Source organism: Thalassolituus sp. UBA3500 (assembly GCF_002377545.1).
GTDB lineage: Bacteria > Pseudomonadota > Gammaproteobacteria > Pseudomonadales > Oceanobacteraceae > Thalassolituus.
The window spans coordinates 176,561-197,028 of sequence record NZ_DFQB01000001.1 but is presented as its reverse complement, the minus strand read 5'-3'; the positions used below and the strand labels follow the sequence as shown (position 1 = coordinate 197,028).

Sequence of the window (20,468 nt, the reverse complement as noted above, 5' to 3'; positions counted from 1 at the left end):
GGTAAGGCAACGGGTTTTGATCCCGTCATTCGCAGGTTCGAGTCCTGCCACCTCAGCCAATTCTATCTCCTCCATCTTTGAAATCACTGCATCAAGGGGACGACTGTGTCTAAGTTGATGGTATTTACCGGTAATGCAAATCCGGAACTGGCTAAGCTCGTCGTTGAGCGTCTCGATCTTTCCCTTGGCGAAGCCACCGTGGGCAAATTCAGTGATGGTGAGATAACCGTCGAAATTAATGAAAACGTTCGCGGTAAAGACGTTTTTATTCTGCAGCCTACCTGCGCACCGACCAATGACAACCTGATGGAAATGCTGCTGATGGCCGATGGTCTGCGTCGCGCATCTGCGAGCCGTATTACAGCTGTTGTTCCGTATTTTGGTTACGCTCGCCAGGATCGTCGTCCACGTAGTGCTCGTGTACCTATTTCTGCGCGTGCTGTTGCAGACATGATGTCAGGCTCTGGTATTGACCGTGTTCTGACTGTCGACCTTCACGCTGACCAGATTCAGGGCTTCTTCGATATCCCCGTAGATAACGTTTATGGCTCCCCTATTCTGCTCGACGACATGGAACGCCAGAACTTCGAAGATCTGATCGTTGTATCACCAGACATCGGTGGTGTTGTTCGTGCACGAGCGATTGCCAAGCAGCTTAACGTAGACCTCGCAATTATCGATAAGCGTCGCCCAAAAGCGAACGTATCTGAGGTCATGCACATTATCGGTGATGTGAAAGATCGCACCTGTGTTCTGGTCGATGACATGGTCGATACCGCTGGCACTCTGTGTCAGGCAGCGAAAGCATTGAAAGAATTTGGTGCGAAAAAGGTTGTCGCCTACTGTACGCATCCTGTACTATCCGGGCCCGCGATTGAGCGCCTTGCCAGTGCAGAGCTCGACGAGCTGGTAGTGACTGACACTATCCCTCTGTCTGAAGCCGCACGTGCAACCGGTACGATCCGCCAACTGACCATTGCTGGTCTGCTGGCCGAGTCGATCCGTCGCGTAAACAACGAAGAATCCATCAGCGCGATGTTCCGTTAAGCCACGCGCTTAAGAACAACGGGCTGATTACCGGCGATACCATAAGGTGTTGCTATAACGACCGCCGGCGTTGGTCGCAAACTCCGGCGGTTTTTACATCCTGAAATGAGGAAATAACTATGTCAGACTTCACTTTGTCTGCTGAAGCTCGCGAAGATGCGGGGAAAGGTGCGAGCCGCCGCCTGCGTCGCGAGAACGGCGTTCCAGCAATCATCTACGGCGGTAAAGCCGGTGGTAACGACCGTAAGCCTACGCCTATCACTCTGAAGGCGAATGAACTGAACAAAGCTCTGGAATCAGAAGCTTTCTACAGCTCAATGATCACTCTGTCTGTTGATGGAAAAGACGAAACTGTAATCCTGAAGGATCTGCAGCGTCACCCTGCGAAGAACCTGATCTGGCACGCTGACTTCCAGCGCGTAAGCAAGTCTTCTAAGATCACCACTACCGTTCCACTGCACTTCCTGAACGAAGACACCTGTAAAGGCGTTAAGCTCGGCGGCGGCAAGATCATGCACCAGATGAACACCCTTGAAATCGTATGTGCCGCTGGCGACCTGCCAGAGTACATCGAAATCGACATGGCTGACGTTGAAGTTGGCGGTGTAATCCACCTGTCTGACCTGAAACTGCCTAAAGGCGTTGAGTCTCTGGCACTGTCACACGGTGAAGAACACGATACTTCAGTTGTTTCTGTTATCGAGCCTAAAGGCACGAAAGAAGACGAAGCTGAAGACGCTGAAGCTGAAGGCGGCGACGAGTAATCGTTGCGCTCAGAGAAAAGCGGGGCTTGTCCCCGCTTTTTTATTGTCTGCTATTTATCACACTGATATCGAATGGACATTGTATGGCTGATCCAATTCGCTTAATCGTAGGCCTTGGCAACCCCGGCGCCGAATATGAACATACCCGCCACAATGCTGGCTTCTGGTTAGTCGAACGTTTTGCCCGACAGGAAGGCATCAGCCTCTCGCCAGATAAAAAATTCTTCGGACTCTCAGGTAAAGGACGCATTGGTGGCCAGGAATGTTACCTGTTGATGCCAACGACCTTTATGAACCGCAGTGGTCAGGCGGTAGCCGCCTTAGCGAATTTCTACAAAATCAAAACCAGTGAGATTCTGGTCGTCCATGATGAACTGGATATGCCCCCAGGCGTTGCTAAGTTCAAAACCGGCGGCGGCCACGGAGGACAGAATGGTCTTCGGGACATCATCGCTCGCATGAGTAACCAGAAGGACTTCCACCGCCTCAGAGTCGGCATTGGCCACCCGGGCGATAAGAACCTGGTTACAGGACATGTGCTCGGGCGCGCCAGCAAAGCAGAGCAACAAGCCATTGATAACGTCATTGATGAGGCTCTGCGTGTTCTGCCAGATGCCATTGCTGGCGACCTGCCAAAAGCTATGAATCGACTTCATAGTTTTAAAGGGTAAAATACCCGCCAGATTAAGACAGTCACACCAACCAAACATACGATCGGGATACAGAAATGGGCTTTAAATGCGGAATCGTTGGTTTGCCCAACGTCGGTAAATCAACACTCTTCAACGCTCTGACTAAATCAGGCATCGCGGCAGAGAACTTCCCTTTCTGTACCATCGAGCCGAACACTGGCATGGTCAACATGCCTGATCCTCGCCTTGACGCTCTGGCAGCCATCGTAAGTCCTGAGAAAGTCATTCCAACGGCTATGGAATTCGTTGATATCGCAGGCCTGGTTGCTGGTGCTTCCAAAGGTGAAGGTCTGGGGAACCAGTTTTTGGCCAACATCCGCGAAACTGATGCCATCGCTCACGTTGTGCGCTGCTTCGAAGATGACAACGTTATTCACGTTGCGAACCACGTCGACCCTGCAGCCGATATCGATATCATCAATACCGAGCTGGTGCTGGCTGACCTCGACTCATGCGAGAAGCAGCTGCAACGAGTTACCCGCACGGCAAAAGGCGGCGACAAAAACGCCATCGCTCAGAAAGCCCTGCTTGAGAAACTGATTCCTCATTTTGAGGAAGGCAAAACCGCACGCATGCTGGACATGGACGACGACGAAAAGCGTGTCGCACGCCAATTCCATCTGTTGACCACTAAACCCACCATGTACATTGCCAACGTCTCAGAAGAAGGCTTTGAAGATAACCCTTATCTGGACACGGTACGTGAAGTCGCTGCCTCTGAAGGCGCTTCTGTTGTCGTCGTCTGCAACAAAATCGAAGCTGAAATTTCTGAGCTGGAAGACGACGAGAAAGCCGACTTCCTAGAGATGATGGGCATGGAAGAACCCGGTCTTGACCGGGTTATCCGTGCAGGCTATGAGCTTCTTGGCCTGCAAACCTACTTTACTGCGGGCGTGAAAGAAGTACGTGCCTGGACCATCAAAGTAGGTTCTACCGCTCCACGTGCCGCTGCCGCAATTCACACGGATTTTGAACGCGGCTTTATTCGCGCTGAAGTCGTTGGCTACGACGACTTCATTGAGTACAACGGCGAGAACGGTGCGAAAGAAGCCGGTAAATGGCGCTTAGAAGGTAAAGAATACATAGTGAAAGACGGAGACGTCATCCACTTCCGTTTCAACGTCTGATTACCTGTCGATTAGCCCAGCTTCATAAGCAGCCTCAGGGGCTCTCCCTTGAGGTTGTATTATTTGGAACAATCAATTCAAATACACACCCTCTTATTTCACCAGCGAAACAACTAGACTAGAGTCTGTAAACTGCCCGGTGATTTATGACGACTCCAGCTTTGCGACTCCCTCTGCCCTTACTACTGGCGATGTTGACCGCTATCGGCCCGCTCTCCATTGATATGTACCTGCCAGCCATGGCAGCCATGGCCGGTTCTTTAAGCAGCGATATTCACCACGTCGAACTCTCTGTCAGCACTTTCCTGCTGGGGTTTGCACTCGGCCAGATTACCGGTGGCCCTCTGTCTGACCGCGTTGGGCGGCGCCCGGTTATCTTTCTCGGGTTAATTCTGTTTGGTATCGCCAGTATTGCTCTCACCTATGTAAGTTCTCTCGACGGACTGTTGCTTCTGCGAGGCCTGCAGGCCATCGGTGGTGGGCTGGCCGTTGTGAATTCGACCGCGATAGTGCGTGACAACTTTGATGGCACCGACATCGCAAAAGTATTGTCTATGGTGGCTATGATCATGATGGCCGCCCCGCTTGCTGCGCCTCTCTTAGGCTCTCTGGTACTGAGCTTCAGCGGCTGGCGAAGTATTTTTGGCATTCTCAGTGCGTATGCCGCCATCCTGATTGCTATTCTGGTATGGCAGTTGCCGGAGAGCCACCCGCCTCATCGTCGTGTAAAACGTTCGCCATGGGCAGGTTACGCGACCGTCATCAGACATCGCGTCGCTCGCCGCTACATTCTGATGCTGGCAAGTGCATACAGTGGCATGTTCGTATTTATTACCGCTTCTCCGTACCTCTACCTTGAGCACTTCGGGCAAAGCGAACAGACATTCCCTTGGTTATTCGGTGCAAATGTCGTTGTCATCATGCTAATGAACCGACTTAACATATTCTGGCTGCGTTTCTGGTCTCCGCAACGACTGTTGGCCGCAGGTATCGTACTCCAGTTTGTTTCAGCCCTGGCACTGCTGCTGCTGGCCCTGTCGCCTCACTTCGAGCTGCCATTGGCTTTGCCGTTGCTGATGATCTACGTCGGTTCTCTCGGGCTGATCACAGCGAATACCATGGGCACAGTCATGCAGTACTTCCGCGACGTTGCAGGCTCGGCCACCGCATTGATGGGCGTCATCCAGTTCAGCGGCGGCGCCCTCGCGGGGCTCCTCTGGGGAAAGCTCCACGACCATACGCCAGTCCCTATGATGGAGGTGTCGCTCCTGACAGCCTCAATCGCTCTGATATTTTTGCTACTTGCCCGTAAAGCCAGCCATTCGGCCACAGGTCAAAACAGCCCACACGCATCCGCAACAGACTGATGCATACAAGCAACAATCAATACTTGAGTAATTTGCTCGGGAGTATCAGAATGAACGTTCATTCCGATTTATGAAGAAAATGGATAAACGCGAACTTATCATCACCGCCACCTGCGATCTGATTGCAGAAAACGGCCTTCAGGCAACGCCCATTTCTATGGTTGCCAAAGAAGCCTGCTGTGGTGCGGGAACTATCTACCGCTACTTCGAAACCAAAGAAGCGCTGATAGAAGATGTTTATCTGACCCTGATGGAGCGTTTTTCAGACGCCTGTCTGAAGGATGTGGATGAAAACGCAAGCGTACGGGAACAATTGAACACGGTGTGGCTCAATCTTTATCACTACATGCGTGAAGTTCCCCGAGACGCCCTGCTCCTTGATCAGTTAAGCGTTGCCCCTGCGATACGCGGAGAGCTCCAGGAACAAGGAAAGCGTCGCCTGAAAGAGAAGATTGATCCTCTGTTCGCGCGCGGCAGGGAAGAAGGAATCATTAAAGATATCCCCGACGATGTACTTGGGGTGTTCGTGTACGGTGGGATTTCTACGCTGTTGCGTACTGACCGTAACGCGCCGTGTGCCGTACCTACGGAAGTGACCGATGACATGCTACTCAGCATCTGCTGGGGGGCAATAGAGAAACGCGACTGATATTCAGGAGAGTAAGATGGCTACAGCACTGATTGATGCAGAAAAGCAGACGACAGCACGCTCCACCGCAGCGAACGAGTCCATGGGACGAGCTACTAAAGCGACTGCCAGCACTGATTATTACGACCTGATTGGCAATATAGCTCTCGAACGCCGCCGTATTCGTAACAGCGCTGAAGCCGCTGCCGAATAAGCAGGCAGCCCGCGCCGTTATCTGATAACACCAATACCGTTAGTGGAAAACGGCGTCTTCGCCTGTATCGCTTTCAGCAAAGGCTGGAGGCAAAGCACTGTCCCGATTAATAACAAAAACACTATGCTCCGGCACGATTGAAACACCCTCTGCCTCGATGTCTTCGAGCAAGATACACGTCAGATCAATCGAATCCATCCCGACCACGATCGCCATTGGGCATCCGTAGTGAGTATGAATGGCGACCAGATCTCCGATTTCGATGTCTTCACGAACCGTATTAACGTCTCCAGCGACCAGATCATCACTCGGCCATGGCGTTTTAAAGCGCGCCAGAGCAACGAGCTGAACAATCCCCTGAACGACACCATCGTTGATGTCCAGCACTACGCCTTCATCAGTCTCGTCGGCATGATCTTCGGACACACGCTCCAGCAGGTGCAGGAATAGATCTGAGTCTTCGTCCGTCCAGCGCACATCCACGGCCTGCGTGCCAGTGCGTCGGGAACAAAAACTAACTTCGGTAGGTACGAGAGTGGCGGGTTCGCCCTCTCCGGCCGGCATCAGCAGACTGACCGCGTCAAAGCCTGAGTTATCATTATTCTGAATACGCCAGTAAAGCGGTTGCATTTCTGCGTTCATAAGGTCAACTCCTTATTCACCTGAATCGGGTTAGGCCTGTAACAGGCAATTCGAGCCGTGTCCCCCCTTTTCTGCAACACCTGTCTGAATGTATAGCAACCGCTTACCTCAGACACAAGCCCCACATTGTATAAAGCTGCGGCAGTTCACACAGAGAGACGTCAAAGCGGTCATAGCAGGACGTCGGGAACTCCATGCCTATTCCCTATTCTGATCCCGTCTCCATGATAAACTGCGTCCAATTATTCCGTATTCAAGGTCTGCTCAGAGGAGAGTTTTCACATGACCCGCTATCCGCTCATCAGTGTTCTGCTTGTCACAACAGTTCTGGCTGGATGCGCCTCAACTCCGCAAGGGCTTGATTTGATTAAAGATCGCGCCAGCCGTGAAGCGGTCTCTACGGTTCGCTCGGGGACCACCCTGATCAAAGAAGCAGAACAACTGCAAAGCCAGGCGAAAGCACAGGAAACCTATCGCTTTGCCCCATCCATGACCGACTCTGCCAATGAATATCTCAGCGAAGCTGAGCAGGCACGAGACAAAGGTAAAGCAGACAGTGACGTCCGGGAGCTGGCACTGACAGCGGTAGCGACGTTTGAAAAAGCGCAGGATCACACCTTGATCGCACGTGAAACCCTGGCGCCCTCTCTGGCGCACCTCGAGGTACTGAACAGCATACGTGCGGACACCTACTATCCAAGTGAGTACCGCGCAGTCAATGAAGACCTCAATAGCATTATCCGCACTCTGGAAACCACCGGAGAACCCGCAAGTACCAGCCAGACACAACGCCAACTCCTGATGGACATGCACGACCTTGAAGTACAAACCATCGGTTTCATCCATTTACAGCAGATCAGAAACCGGATTGCCGCCATGCGTGAAGCCGGTGCAGAAAGACTTATTCCACGTAGCTTCGGTACAGCGACCACCGCCCTGGCATCCGCTGAAGACCTGATCAACAAAGCGCCACGGGCCGAAGCAGAAATCGCAGCTCAACGAGAGGCTGCAAAAACTGCGGCCGATCATGCACAGATTATTCTGGCGATGAGTAATGAAATTCTACAAGCAGACAAAGACAACGCTGAAGCATTGGTTCTACGCATCGAACGCTGGCTTTACAACATTGCGGTCGCATTAAAATACCCTGATATACGCCACCTGCCGATGGATGAGCAGTCTCGCCAGCTGGCTGAAGAAATTGAAAGCGTCATTCAACGCTGAGCCACGAAATTGGGCCACGAAATAAGGGGGCTACAACCCGGCTTTCTCTGCCTCAGCACTGGCGAATAAGTGAGCAGAAGCTGTATACTGTCGCCCCTTTTTTAGAACGACCAGACACAGCAGTATGACTGAACAGGCGAAGAAGCTTTACATCAAAACCCACGGTTGCCAGATGAACGAATACGATTCATCGCGCATGGCCGATATGCTGGGTGAAAGCCATAAGATGGTGGTCACTGACAACCCTGAAGAGGCTGACGTCATTCTGCTGAATACCTGCTCTATCCGCGAGAAGGCGCAGGAGAAGGTTTTCCATGAGCTGGGGCGCTGGAAGAATCTGAAGACCACCAACCCAGACCTTAAAATCGGCGTAGGTGGTTGTGTTGCCTCCCAGGAAGGCGACGCCATCATGAAGCGCGCGCCTTTTGTCGATATGGTGTTTGGTCCGCAGACATTGCACCGCCTGCCAGAGATGGTAAACAAAGCCAGTGACTCGATTCAGGTCGTCGATGTTACCTTCCCGGAAATCGAGAAGTTCGACCATCTGCCAGCGCCGAAATCAGAAGGCAGCTCAGCATTCGTTTCGGTGATGGAAGGCTGCTCGAAATACTGCACTTTCTGCGTTGTACCCTATACGCGCGGCGAAGAAGTCAGCCGTCCTATAGCGGACGTCCTCAAAGAATGCGAAGTTCTGGCGACTCAGGGCGTTCGTGAGATCAACCTGCTGGGTCAGAACGTGAACGCTTATCAGGGCGACACCGGTGATGGTGACTACGCCGATCTGGCAGAACTGATTACTCAGGTCGCAGAAATCGACGGCATCGACCGCATCCGCTTTACGACGTCCCACCCGGTCGAATTCACTGACAGTCTGATCGACGTCTATGCCGAAGTCCCTGAGCTGGTCAGCCATATTCACCTACCGGTTCAGAGTGGCTCCAATCGCATTCTGGCGGCAATGAAGCGCGGCCACGAAATTGATCTCTACATCGATAAGATCCGCCGCCTGCGCGAACTGCGCCCGGATATCTCAATTTCATCCGACTTTATCATTGGCTTCCCGGGTGAGACGGAAGAAGACTTCCTCGACACAATGAAGCTGATCGACGAGATCGGTTTCGATACGTCATTCAGCTTTGTTTACAGCGCCCGCCCGGGTACACCTGCGGCACAGTTGGATGATGACACGCCAGAATCGCTGAAAAAGCAGCGCCTTAAGATCCTTCAGGATCGCATCGTGCAGAACGCACAACAGATCAGCCGCCGTATGGTCGGGCGCGAAGAAGTCATTCTGGTAACGGGTGTCTCCAAGAAAGACCCTGGCGAGCTTCAGGGCCGCACCGAGAACAACCGGGTGGTCAACTTTAAGTGCGACGATCAGTCTATGATCGGGAAATTCGTACGCGTCAGCATTGAAGATGCCTATCCGAACAGTCTGCGCGGCGTCATCATTGATGCCTCGCAGGCATACTGATCAATCATCATATCGAGGTCAATTTGTCCGACGAGCAGCAAAGCAGCACAAGCCCTGAAACCAGCGCTAAACAGCATGCCGTGAGTTTTACTCTCGAGCCCGATGACGCCAGTCGCCTGGCCAACCTGTGCGGCAATCTGGACGGTCATATCAGACAGATTGCTGATCATTACGAGCTGGACATATTTAATCGCGGTAGCCGCTTTCAGATCGAAGGCAAAGTCGGCCCGGCCAAACGAGCAGCCGACCTGATTCAACGTCTCTATAAAGAAACCGGCAAAGGCACTGAAATCAGTCCCGACCTGATTCACCTGTTTCTGCAAGAAGACAGCGCCCGTCCGTCACAGCGTGGCAAGCGCACCTATGATGCCGACAAGGGCATTATCAAAACACCACTCGCCGTGATCAAACCGCGTGGGGATAACCAGCTTGAATACCTGGCTCAGGTGCGTAAATACGACATCAACTTCGGCATTGGCCCAGCGGGTACCGGTAAAACCTTCCTCGCCGTTGCAGCAGCCGTTGAATCTCTGATGCGCGACGACGTGAAACGCATCCTGCTGGTGCGCCCTGCGGTCGAAGCAGGCGAGAAGCTCGGCTTCCTGCCCGGTGACCTGGCTCAGAAGATTGATCCATACCTGCGCCCGTTATATGACGCTCTTTATGAGATGCTGGGTTTCGAAGCAGTGACAAAGATGATCGAACGCAACCAGATTGAGATCGCTCCGCTGGCCTACATGCGCGGGCGTACGCTGAGTCATTCGTTTGTCATTCTTGATGAAAGCCAGAACACCACCAAAGAACAGATGAAGATGTTCCTGACCCGTGTTGGCTTTGGCTCAAAGGCCGTCATTACTGGTGACGTCACCCAGGTTGACCTGCCGCGCGGCGTCTATTCTGGCCTGAAGCATGGTCTTGAAGTACTTGATGGTGTCGAAGGCATTGGCATCACCCGCTTCAGCAATCGCGACGTTGTGCGTCACCCATTGGTGCAACGTATCGTTGATGCCTACGACAAGCATGATGAAAAAGAAGACGCGCGCCGGGCTGCTGAGAAAGCGCAGGCTAAGGCCGATGCGCTCGCCGCACAAGCAAGTGCCCCCAATGACGATTCCAACGAATGAATCTGTTGTTAGATGTTCAGCTTGCTGAAAGTATCGAGCACCTCGGCACTTTACCCTCCGAAGAGCAACTCTCCTTGTGGGCCAGCACTGCACTTCAGGGCCGTACTGAGTTTGAAGAACCCGAGCTGACGATTCGCCTGACCGACGACGAAGAAAGTCAGGCGCTGAACAGTGAGTATCGCGGTAAAGACAAGCCGACCAACGTGTTGTCGTTTCCTTTCGAAATGCCGCCGGGCATCCCACTCGAATTGCTTGGTGACCTCATCATCTGTGTGGGTGTTGTTGAGCAGGAAGCGAAAGAACAGGAAAAGACAACCGAAGCCCACTGGGCACATATGGTAATCCACGGTTGCTTGCATTTACTGGGGTACGACCATATAAAGGACGACGAGGCCGAAGAAATGGAAGCGCTGGAGCGCGACCTGCTGGCCTCGCTCGGCTATCCCGACCCATACGCTGCGGATACTGAGTAAGCAGTTTACACATAGGAAATTACCTCCGGTCTGACGTATCCGATCCGGAGCAAAGAGGCATCATGAGCGAAGACCGATCGGGCCAACCCCGAAGTTGGCTGGAAAAGATAAGCGACCTGTTTACGGACGAACCACGTACCCGACAGGATCTGAAAGACATCGTACGAGAAGCGGCTGAACGCAGCATCGTCGACACCGAAACGCTCACTATTATTGAAGGCGCGCTGCAAGTCTCCGACATGCAAGTACGCGACATCATGATCCCTCGCTCGCAGATGACCTCTATTCAGGAAAACGAAAGCCTGAAAGAGTACCTGCCACGTATTATCGATTCCGCACACTCGCGCTTTCCTGTAATCAGCGAAAACCCGAACGAAGTCAGCGGTATTCTACTCGCTAAAGACCTGCTGCCATTGGTCGTCAAAGACAGCGCTGATGATTTCCGCGTGCGCGATATTCTGCGCCCTGCCATCTTTGTTCCTGAGAGCAAACGCCTTAACGTGCTGCTACGCGAATTCCGCTCCAACCGCAACCACATGGCCATCGTCGTCGACGAGTTCGGTGGCGTTGCAGGTCTGGTGACGATTGAAGACGTTCTGGAACAGATCGTCGGCGATATCGAAGACGAACACGATTTCGATGACGAAGAAAATAACATCAAAGAAGTCGATCCGGGCATCTATACAGTGAAAGCGCTGACACCCCTCAGCGACTTTAATGAAGCGCTGGATGCCAAGCTCCCTAACGCGGACTTTGACACCATTGGCGGCATCGTCACACATCATTTCGGCCGGGTGCCTGAATGTAATGAAAGCATTCGCATTGAGGGTATGAAATTCAGAGTCATCAACGGCACCAGCCGTCAGATTAACCTGCTTGAAGTTCATACCGACGACTGAGCTTAACTGAGCCCGATTATGTTCACACGCGCCGCCCTACCATCATGGATCGCCCTAGTGGGAGGCGCGCTCTTTCCGTTTGCCCTCGCTCCTCATTTCCTCTGGCCTTTGGGCCTTATCAGCCTTGCTGCTCTGTTTTACGCGCTGCAGAAAAGCGACACGGGCAAAGCCGCCTTTAAACGCGCGTGGTTATTTGGCCTCGGTCAGTTTGGTTTGGGCGTCTCCTGGATTTACGTCAGTATGCACGATCACGGCGGTACCCCCGCGTGGCTTGCTGTGCCAGCGGTTGCTCTGTTCGCAGGCTTCCTCGCGCTCATCCCTGCATTCTGGTTTCTGCTACGGCAAAAATTCAGTGGACAATCATTAGCCGTATTCAGCTTCGCAAGTTATTGGCTGCTACAGGAATGGTGTCGTAGCTGGTTCTTAACCGGCTTTCCGTGGTTGTATGCTGGCGACGCTCACTTGTTCACCTGGCTGGCTGGCTGGGCCCCGGTATCTGGCGCTTACGTTATTTCGTTTATCCTGGCGCTCACGGCAGCCTCGCTGGTCATTGTCGTACAGACCCGTAATTGGGTGTATTTAATGCCACTATTACTCTGGCCAGCGGGTGATGCACTAAAGCAGATTAACTGGACCCACGCGACAGGTACCATGTCAGTCGGCGTGGTTCAGGGAAACGTGGAGCAGAACCGTAAATGGCTGAACGAAGAAATCTTCCCGACCATCGATCGCTATCAGGCGGATACCCGACCACTGCTGGGTAATGATCTGATCCTGTGGCCAGAAACTGCGATCACTCTGCTCTATCAGCGCTATCAACCTTACATGGAATTATTTGCCGACGAACTTCGTGATCACAACAGCACCGTCATTACCGGTATTCCGTTTCGCTGGCCACGTGGTACTGAATTAGAAGGCGAATACCACAACAGCATCATCGCCTTTGGTGAGGGTGAAGGCGTTTACCACAAGCAACGACTGGTGCCTTTTGGCGAATATATTCCGCTTGAAAGCGCAATCCGCGGCCTCATTCCGTTTTTTGATTTACCGATGTCCAGTTTCCGTGCCGGAGAAGTCGATCAGGACCTGCTGAAAGTCACCGTACATCAAGGTGACTCAACCGAACTGGCCTTAGTCGCACCCTATATCTGCTACGAAATTGCATACCCAGACCTCGTGCTCGAAACCGCAAAAAATGCCGATCTGCTGGTGACCATCAGCAACGATGCCTGGTTTGGTGACTCGTTAGGGCCTAAGCAACATATGGCCCTTGCACAGATGCGTGCGCTTGAAACCGGGCGCTGGATTCTGCGCTCTACCAACACAGGTATCTCAGCGCTGGTCAATAATAAAGGTGAAATCACCGATCGTATTCCGGTCAGTGAGCGCACCAGCTTCAGCTCGGTTGCAGAGCGTCGCTCAGGCGAAACCCTGTATATGAAAATCGGTGTATTGCCACTGTTGTGTTTCGCATTCACCCTGATTGCACTTGCAACCCTTATTCAAAGGAAAGGTCGTGGCGAAACTGCTCTTTAAACTCAACGGTGTTACCGAAGAAGAAGCGAACTTTGTTCGTGAGCGTCTTGATGAAGCCAACGTTGACTACTACGAAACGAGTCAGGGCCGCTGGGGTATTTCCCTGGCAGCCATCTGGCTGAAAAACGAAGACGACTACACCGAAGCACGCGCGCTTCTGGATAGAATTCAGGAAGACTGGCTGGAGGAAGTTCGGCAGCACCCGATATCCACTATCGGCCAACGCTTTTACGAACGCCCGACCAGTTTTATTCTAACTCTGATCGCCATTGCCGCGATTATTGGATTATCTGTGCTGCCGTTTATAGGCGTGTTTGAGTAAAATTTCACCACCCTACTGATCCGAGAAATAACTCACCGAGATACCAGGCTCCAAAGGCATATAAAGACCAGGTGACTGCGCCAAAAAATATTTCAAGACGCTCGTGATACTCAATGTGGCAGAACCAATGAGGGGGATATAACACACGAATCATAAAGCGTCCGGTGCCAGGTAAACTAATGGCAGGCAAACCCGCTTCAATGGATGCCCGGATAAGCGCCGCAAACCCTCTGAGAATACCCTCTATCACCTCAAGCACATATTTTCCTTTATCCTGCTCTTTTAGTACCAGGTCGAATAGATGATCAATGGCACGTCAGTTTGAGTTTGGTGTCCATTTTATCGGGGTAAGATCAAGTCCCTCTCGATTGCTATTGTTAGGTGCATTCTCTCTCATAAACTAAAAAATCTATGCCGTTTCTAGCCATTTCGCCGCATTGAGTAAAACCGTGAGACTCATATAAGTTCTGAGCTTCTCTCATTGGCTTTTGCGTCCACAGTATCATTTTTTTTAGATCGCTGCCTTTAGAAAAATTCAGGGCTTCTTCAACTAACCTACGCCCTAAACCATGACCCCTGAACTTTTTTGAAACTCCCAATAAATGCATTTCACATTCATTCTCTTTTGCCTTAACTGAAAAACTGGAAGTCCAGGGAACCACTATAACCATGCCCGCCATTTCATTGGTGTTTATTTCTTTTGAGACAAATAGAACGCCTCTACTCTTTACCTTAGATGGCTCAAATATGGATTTTGCAGTTTCTAGACTTGTGAAGCCTCCTGTAACAAATACTTCAGACAACAATTCAAATATCTCAGAGTCATATATGCCGGTGTTTTCAACTCGATCAATTATAAAATCCATCAAATTTTTCTCGATACTCTCGTGCACCTAACGCCTAGTTCACAGGAAAATTGCGAGCGCAGCGAGTAATTTTTCCTGTGCAGCTAATTGTTAGGGAGTTTTCTGCCGAAGCCGCCTTTATGGGACCACTCCTTAAAATCCCTTCGCTCATTGCAAACAAGGCGCTCCCGCCAAAGCCAATCACCCATTAAATTAGCTACAGTATGATTTAGTCGCGCTCTCGGCTCTTGATCTTCAAAAGGTAATTTGTCAATTTGACCTTTAACTTTCGGAGTATCAAAGTCGATACCATCCCAGGAGTGACCGAACAAATTTCTAATTTTCCGAATAGCCTCAACTTCAATGTACTCCTGCTGCTCAATTAGACCCATTGCATAAGCAGCTAGAATTCTTGAGCTAAATGTACCAAGAGGAGCATTAAAATCGCTTAATAGCTTTTTACTTTCCGGCGTATCTATGAAGAAAGCTTGAAGCATTGATGACAGAACCTCATCAAGCACAGATCCAGCCATCAGGATGGCACCTCGATCAGATTCCTTATAGAAACTATCAAGAAATTTACCCAATCGAAGTATCTCAGGTTCTGCATCCTTCCAAGGGTCTGAATCGCTCTCAGTACTCATCTTGCTCCCTAACGCCTGCCAGCAGGGGCGCACAAAGTGCGTCCAGACTGGCTGGCTTTGTTAGATGATACTTCACGAAAATAGGCTCCACATAATTGCGAAAAATCCTCCCCCCCCATAGGCTGAACCAGCCATAAACGCCGACTACCCATGCTGTATGAAGAAAGGCATAAATCCTACTTCGAGCTGCACGATAATTGGGGCTGTCATCTTCGTAATGTCTCGAGATTGCGGCTACCGCCATACTGCTAGGAAGTAGAATACATACTACAACCAAAGCAGGAATCATGAAGAGCTTAGAAAATGGCATCAGCAATATGCCAATGAACAGCATAGGTATAGAGATGAAGAACAGCTTCCAAGGCATTCCCTCAAATTCAGAATGTAAGCCTTCCATTTTCATTAATGGCTTTTCAATTAATAGCACTTTCATAAAAGATTCATCTAACAGCTTGTTAGTGTGCGTGCGCGTTTATCTGGGGACACTCTTTCGAGATTTCGCATGTAAGTCATTATCAGCATTGAGAAATCATCCATGAGTCAAAAGTCCCTTCCAGAAAAACGCGCACGCCTGTTATTTCGGACAAAGCATGCACATTAACTTGTAAACCAGCGATATAACCTGTTGATTTAACGAATCTTTCTTCTGTACCTGACCGAAAAAACGTGCACGCTCCAATGTAAAGCGTGCCTGCTTTTCAGAAAAATCGCAAACCATACTGTACGGATAACGATGCCGTCTTTACATTAAGAATCTGCCCGAACTTCAGTGGTTTTTAGCTGATGATCAGGTCATCCGAGTTCTTACTGTAGTCAATCACCACATCAAGTACGTGCACACCGCCTTTCTTGAGCGCCAGATCCAGCGTTTCTTTGTACTCCATCGCGGTAGCCACGCGGTGACCTTTGGCTCCATAACTTTCGGCGTACTTAATAAAATCAGGGTTGTTAAACTCAAGACCGTAATCTTTAAGCCCTTCATTCCCCTGTTTCCAACGAATCATCTGCAATGACTCGTCATTGAGAATAACCACGACGAGGTCGAGGCTCATGCGAACAGCGGTTTCAAGTTCCTGCGAGTTCATCATAAAGCCACCATCGCCTACGACAGTCACCACCTGCTTATCCGGGTATACCGTCTTTGCGCCGATAGCTGATGGTAACCCCGCGCCCATAGTCGCTAGGGCGTTATCAAGCAGCAGGGTATTTTCCATGTAGGTTTCATAGTGACGGGCAAACCAGATCTTGTACATGCCATTGTCGAGCGTCAGGATGCCATCGTTGTCGATTCCTGTGCGGGTCGCATTAACCAGCACTTGGGGGGTAATGGTTTCTGCCGTCGCAACACTTTGCTCGAACCAATCATCGAGTTTTTGTTTCGCTTCCTTGTGATATTGAGTATCCCAGTGGCTCAGGTCTTTTGTTTTTAAAGCCTGTGTGATCTGCCAGATAGCATTGGCAATATCACCGATCACTTCACATTGTGGGTAGTAAATGTCGTTCACTTCTGCTGATTCAAAATTAATATGAACGACCTGTCGCTCGCCTTCCATAATAAACGGCGGCTTCTCAACCACATCATGGCCAATGTTAATCACCAGGTCGGCTTTCTCAATCGTGCTGTGTACGTAATCATCGCTGCTCAGCGCCGCTGTGCCCGCGTATTGCGGCATAGACTCAGAAATAACGCCCTTACCCATCTGCGTTGGCACGAAAGGAATGTCGTAGGTCTGAACCAACTCGGTCAATATCCGCGAAGTGCGCTTACGGTTGCTGCCTGCACCGACAATAAGGATTGGCCGCGTTGCCTTCTCAAGCAACGACACCACATGTTCGATCGCTTTCTCTTCAGCGACAGGCCGTCGAGGCTTCGAAATAGGGATAGGGCGATACTTAATTTTCTCGCTGGCGATGTCCTCGGGCACCTCGAGCATCACGGCACCAGGGCGCTCTTCTGTGGCAAGTCGAATCGCTTCACGAACGGTCGCTGCTGCCATCGATCCTTCGACAAGCTGCTTAGAAAACTTCGTGATTGGCCCCATCAGATCAACCACGTCGATAATCTGAAACGCGCCCTGTTTGCTGTGGCGAATAGGCTTTTGACCAGTCAGCAGGATAAACGGCATCGCGCCTAATTGCGCATAGGCAACACCCGTTACCGCATTAGTTGCACCAGGGCCAAGTGTCGTCAGGCAGACCGCAGGATTACCAGTAAGACGCCCAATCGTTGCTGCCGCAAATGCGGCACCCTGCTCATGGCGGGTGACAATATATTCAAGGGAAGACTCCCGGATCGCCTCAAGAACGGCCAGGTTCTCCTCACCGGGGACACCGAAAACGTACTTAACACCTTCTGCCTCAAGACTCTTGATCAACGCCTGCGCTGTATTCATCTACCCTATCTCCGATGTCACTTGTACTGGTTTTGTATAGGTTAACGAATATAGGAGAGGCTAAGAAGGAAATAGTTTCTTTTTATTCGGGGAGAGACAGGATCCAACTAAATGCGCTGAGAAATACATCGCACAACCTTAGGATTGCGCTAATTCTACGAATCCTGCAGGCGAGCTGTTACAGCATCCAGAATAGGCCCATTGGCTTCGGGGAACTGGAAATCTGCGAGCTTAGAGTAATGCACCCAGCGTACTTCCTGCCCTTCTGCACCATGGGCAAGGAGTGCATTATTCATAGGAACATCGACCCAAAGCACTTCGAGAAGGACGGATTTATCCGGGTAGTTGAAAGGAATTTCCATCAGGGGTGACATATGTTCTGTCGCTACCGGGAGTGCAACTTCTTCATCGAGCTCACGCACCAGTGCCTCGGCGGTGGTTTCGCCCGGTTCGACTTTGCCTCCGGGAAATTCCCAGAGGCCACCCTGATGTTTGTCGTCCGGGCGTCGTGCAATGAGGATGTCTTCATTCACGACAGCCACGGCAACAGCAACATGTACCTGTTTCATTGTAATCAGTACAGACTCTTAAGAACGGTAATCGGCATTGATAGAAACGTAGTCGTGTGACAGGTCACAGGTCCACAGGCGTTCGTTGATATCGCCACGCCCCAGTTGAATACGGATGGTGAATTCTGCCTGAGCCAGTACCGCTGCACCTTTTTCTTCGGTGTAACTATCGCAACGCCCACCGTCTTCGACGATCTGAACGTCATCCAGATAAATCTGTACTTTATCCAGATCGAAGTTCTGTACACCGGAACGTCCAACCGCAGCCAGAATACGGCCCCAGTTTGCGTCAGAAGCGTACAGCGCTGTTTTGACCAGTGGTGAATGGGCTACGGTGTATGCAACGTCTAACGCTTCTTTATTCGTCGCCGCCGTTTCGACATCGATGGTCACGAACTTGGTCGCGCCTTCGCCATCACGCACAATGGCTTGTGCCAATACGCGGAACACTTCTTCAAGTGCAGCAAATACGGCATCACCCGCTTTACTGCCTTCGTCGCTGTCATCAACCACAACACCCGACTGCCCAGTTGCCATCAACATACAGGAGTCGTTGGTGGAGGTATCACCGTCGATAGTGATGCGGTTAAAGGATTTATCGGCCAGCTTTCGCGCCCAGCCCTGCATTACAGCAGCAGGGATTTTTGCATCGGTGGCGATAAAACCAAGCATGGTCGCCATATTCGGCATGATCATACCCGCGCCTTTTGACAGGCCAGTAATGGTCACGGTTTCGCCGTCGATTTCAATCTGCTTGCTGTAGCCTTTTGGCAGAGTATCCGTGGTCATGATGCCACGACCTGCGCGTGCCCAGTTGGCTTCGGTGAGGTTCTCAAGCGCTGCAGGAATACCACGTTCAAACGCTTCCATATTCAATGGCTCGCCGATGACGCCGGTTGAGAATGGCAGTACTTGTTCAGGCGCAACGCCTGTGGCTTTTGCTAGCATCTCGCAAGAAAGCTCAGCGTTTTTAAAGCCCTTAGGGCCAGTACCTGCGTTCGCGTTACCGGTATTGACCAACAGATAACGCGGGCTCGCCTTTTCAAGATTGCGTCGGCAGATATGCACAGGGGCAGCGCAGAAAGCATTCGTCGTGAATACCCCGGCGACCTCAGTGCCTTCTGCCAGTTCGAAAATCACCATGTCGTCGCGGTCTTTCTTACGCACTCCTGCTTGAGCAACGCCCAGACGAACACCTTTTACAACTGCAAAATCTTCAAAAACAGTGAAATTAACGGCCATTTTCGATCAATCTATCCTCAGGCAATTTTGCCGTGGCAATGTTTGTATTTTTTACCCGAGCCACATGGGCACGGATCATTACGACCCACTTTGTCGCCATCGCGTACGAAGGGCTTGGCCTGGTCTTCGCCTTCTGCTGCGGGTGCGTCATCGCTCCCCAGTGCAGAATCTGCGTCTTCATGCTGGAATTGCGCGCGTGCCATCTGCGCTTCTGCTTCCAGACGACGGCGCTCTTCTTCTTCTTTGATCTCTTCTTCGCGGCGGATACGAATGTGGCTCAGCACACGGATAGTGTCATGTTTGATACTACTGAGCAGCTCTTCAAACAGTCCGAAAGCCTCACGTTTGTATTCCTGTTTCGGGTTTTTCTGTCCGTAACTACGCAGATGAATACCCTGACGCAGATGATCCATAGTCGCGAGGTGTTCTTTCCAGAGATTATCGAGCACCTGAAGCATCATCTGACGCTCGACCTGGCGCATGGTTTCAGCACCAATGGTCGCTTCTTTTTCCGCATAGGCTTTATTTATCTCGTCGAGGATACGCTCACGGAGATTTTCTTCGTATAGCTTCGTGTCGTCATCCAGCCACTTCTGCACAGGAAGCTCAATTGCGAACTGAGCCAGCAGGTGACGTTCAAGACCTTCAATATCCCATTGTTCAGACAAGCTCTGTGGTGGGATGTAATCGCTGATGGCTTCATTAACAACATCTTCTCGGATGTTACTGATGACGTCAGAAATATCGCCCATTTCCATCAGGTCATTACGCTGCCCATAAACAACACGACGCTGATCATTGGCAACATCATCATACTCAAGCAGCTGTTTACGGATATCGAAGTTGCGCCCTTCAACTTTACGCTGCGCTTTCTCGACGGCATTGGTCACCATTCGATGCTCAATAGATTCTCCGTCTTTCATGCCCAAAGCCTGCATCATGTTGCGCATACGGTCAGACATGAAGATTCGCATCAGGCTATCTTCCAAAGACAGGAAGAAACGTGTTGAACCTTTATCGCCCTGACGACCAGCACGACCACGCAGCTGGTTATCAATACGGCGGGATTCATGGCGCTCTGTACCAATAATATGGAGACCGCCCAATTCTTTTATACCTTCGCCCAGCTTAATGTCTGTACCGCGACCCGCCATGTTTGTGGCAATAGTCACTGCACCACGTTGACCTGCTCGGGCCACAATTTCTGCTTCGCTTTGGTGCTGTTTTGCATTCAATACATTA

At 51.1% G+C, this 20,468-nt stretch carries 23 protein-coding genes; 14 read left to right on the top strand and 9 right to left on the bottom strand.

Annotated elements, in window-relative coordinates:
* Positions 1-105: 105 nt before the first annotated feature.
* The 7 genes from B2R29_RS00925 to B2R29_RS00895 all read left to right on the top strand — a co-directional run bounded on the left by B2R29_RS00925 (position 106) and on the right by B2R29_RS00895 (position 5,839).
* Entirely contained in the window at positions 106-1,047 is a 942-nt protein-coding gene (locus tag B2R29_RS00925) for a ribose-phosphate pyrophosphokinase (RefSeq protein ID WP_068442327.1), read from the top strand.
* 119 nt (positions 1,048-1,166) lie between these two features.
* The gene (locus tag B2R29_RS00920) at positions 1,167-1,811 is read left to right on the top strand and encodes a 50S ribosomal protein L25/general stress protein Ctc (RefSeq protein WP_300428707.1); all 645 of its coding nucleotides are present in this window, start codon (positions 1,167-1,169) and stop codon (positions 1,809-1,811) included.
* Between the two features lie 83 nt (positions 1,812-1,894).
* Entirely contained in the window at positions 1,895-2,482 is a 588-nt protein-coding gene (gene pth / locus B2R29_RS00915) for an aminoacyl-tRNA hydrolase (protein WP_300428708.1), read from the top strand.
* A 56-nt stretch (positions 2,483-2,538) separates the two neighbouring features.
* Positions 2,539-3,630 (top strand): redox-regulated ATPase YchF, encoded by a 1,092-nt coding sequence (gene ychF / locus B2R29_RS00910; RefSeq protein ID WP_301179370.1) that lies wholly within the window; start codon positions 2,539-2,541, stop codon positions 3,628-3,630.
* Positions 3,631-3,776: 146 nt separating this feature from the next.
* Positions 3,777-4,997 carry a multidrug effflux MFS transporter gene (locus tag B2R29_RS00905; RefSeq protein ID WP_301179369.1) on the top strand — a complete coding sequence of 407 codons (1,221 nt, stop codon included), beginning with the start codon at positions 3,777-3,779 and terminating at the stop codon, positions 4,995-4,997.
* 79 nt (positions 4,998-5,076) lie between these two features.
* On the top strand, positions 5,077-5,646 hold the full coding sequence (locus B2R29_RS00900; protein ID WP_301179368.1) for a TetR/AcrR family transcriptional regulator: 570 nt from the start codon (positions 5,077-5,079) through the stop codon (positions 5,644-5,646).
* Between the two features lie 16 nt (positions 5,647-5,662).
* Positions 5,663-5,839 carry a hypothetical protein gene (locus tag B2R29_RS00895; RefSeq protein ID WP_301179367.1) on the top strand — a complete coding sequence of 59 codons (177 nt, stop codon included), beginning with the start codon at positions 5,663-5,665 and terminating at the stop codon, positions 5,837-5,839.
* Between the two features lie 39 nt (positions 5,840-5,878).
* On the opposite strand, the gene B2R29_RS00890 is transcribed toward B2R29_RS00895, so the two are convergent.
* A complete protein-coding gene (locus B2R29_RS00890) occupies positions 5,879-6,481 on the bottom strand; it encodes a hypothetical protein (protein WP_301179366.1) in 603 nt (200 codons plus the stop codon).
* Positions 6,482-6,763: 282 nt separating this feature from the next.
* On the opposite strand from B2R29_RS00890, the gene B2R29_RS00885 reads away from it, so the two are divergent.
* The 7 genes from B2R29_RS00885 to B2R29_RS00855 all read left to right on the top strand — a co-directional run bounded on the left by B2R29_RS00885 (position 6,764) and on the right by B2R29_RS00855 (position 13,533).
* Positions 6,764-7,705: a hypothetical protein gene (locus B2R29_RS00885; protein WP_301179365.1), complete on the top strand. Its 942-nt coding sequence runs from the start codon at positions 6,764-6,766 to the stop codon at positions 7,703-7,705.
* 124 nt (positions 7,706-7,829) lie between these two features.
* Positions 7,830-9,179, top strand: coding sequence for a tRNA (N6-isopentenyl adenosine(37)-C2)-methylthiotransferase MiaB (gene miaB, locus B2R29_RS00880; RefSeq protein WP_301179364.1), 1,350 nt, complete (start codon positions 7,830-7,832; stop codon positions 9,177-9,179).
* A gap of 23 nt (positions 9,180-9,202) precedes the next feature.
* Positions 9,203-10,303 carry a PhoH family protein gene (locus B2R29_RS00875; protein ID WP_414716596.1) on the top strand — a complete coding sequence of 367 codons (1,101 nt, stop codon included), beginning with the start codon at positions 9,203-9,205 and terminating at the stop codon, positions 10,301-10,303.
* Positions 10,300-10,776, top strand: a complete 477-nt coding sequence (gene ybeY / locus B2R29_RS00870; protein ID WP_301179363.1) for an rRNA maturation RNase YbeY — start codon at positions 10,300-10,302, stop codon at positions 10,774-10,776. The genes B2R29_RS00875 and ybeY overlap by 4 nt, the downstream gene beginning before the upstream one ends.
* A 62-nt stretch (positions 10,777-10,838) precedes the next feature.
* Positions 10,839-11,675, top strand: coding sequence for an HlyC/CorC family transporter (locus B2R29_RS00865; RefSeq protein WP_301179362.1), 837 nt, complete (start codon positions 10,839-10,841; stop codon positions 11,673-11,675).
* Positions 11,676-11,693: 18 nt separating this feature from the next.
* Positions 11,694-13,211, top strand: coding sequence for an apolipoprotein N-acyltransferase (gene lnt, locus B2R29_RS00860; protein WP_301179361.1), 1,518 nt, complete (start codon positions 11,694-11,696; stop codon positions 13,209-13,211).
* Positions 13,192-13,533, top strand: coding sequence for a DUF6164 family protein (locus tag B2R29_RS00855; RefSeq protein ID WP_301179360.1), 342 nt, complete (start codon positions 13,192-13,194; stop codon positions 13,531-13,533). Before lnt ends, B2R29_RS00855 begins: the two co-directional genes overlap by 20 nt.
* Before the next feature lie 4 nt (positions 13,534-13,537).
* Here the strand turns inward: B2R29_RS00855 and B2R29_RS00850 are convergent, their stop codons facing one another.
* The 8 genes from B2R29_RS00850 to B2R29_RS00815 all read right to left on the bottom strand — a co-directional run.
* On the bottom strand, positions 13,538-13,792 hold the full coding sequence (locus B2R29_RS00850; RefSeq protein WP_301179359.1) for a hypothetical protein: 255 nt from the start codon (positions 13,790-13,792) through the stop codon (positions 13,538-13,540).
* A 118-nt stretch (positions 13,793-13,910) separates the two neighbouring features.
* Complete coding sequence (locus tag B2R29_RS00845; RefSeq protein ID WP_301179358.1) at positions 13,911-14,399, bottom strand: GNAT family N-acetyltransferase; 489 nt, start codon at positions 14,397-14,399, stop codon at positions 13,911-13,913.
* A gap of 83 nt (positions 14,400-14,482) precedes the next feature.
* A complete protein-coding gene (locus tag B2R29_RS00840) occupies positions 14,483-15,022 on the bottom strand; it encodes an MltR family transcriptional regulator (RefSeq protein ID WP_301179357.1) in 540 nt (179 codons plus the stop codon).
* Positions 15,012-15,455: a hypothetical protein gene (locus tag B2R29_RS00835; RefSeq protein WP_301179356.1), complete on the bottom strand. Its 444-nt coding sequence runs from the start codon at positions 15,453-15,455 to the stop codon at positions 15,012-15,014. The genes B2R29_RS00840 and B2R29_RS00835 overlap by 11 nt, the downstream gene beginning before the upstream one ends.
* Positions 15,456-15,798: 343 nt before the next feature.
* Positions 15,799-17,415, bottom strand: coding sequence for an acetolactate synthase large subunit (locus B2R29_RS00830; protein WP_301179355.1), 1,617 nt, complete (start codon positions 17,413-17,415; stop codon positions 15,799-15,801).
* 155 nt (positions 17,416-17,570) lie between these two features.
* A complete protein-coding gene (gene mutT, locus B2R29_RS00825) occupies positions 17,571-17,984 on the bottom strand; it encodes an 8-oxo-dGTP diphosphatase MutT (RefSeq protein WP_301179354.1) in 414 nt (137 codons plus the stop codon).
* Positions 17,985-18,002: 18 nt separating this feature from the next.
* Positions 18,003-19,226, bottom strand: a complete 1,224-nt coding sequence (gene argJ / locus B2R29_RS00820; RefSeq protein ID WP_301179353.1) for a bifunctional glutamate N-acetyltransferase/amino-acid acetyltransferase ArgJ — start codon at positions 19,224-19,226, stop codon at positions 18,003-18,005.
* Positions 19,227-19,243: 17 nt separating this feature from the next.
* The coding region (locus B2R29_RS00815; protein ID WP_301179352.1) for an SEC-C metal-binding domain-containing protein at positions 19,244-20,468 on the bottom strand (1,225 nt) is incomplete at its 5' end.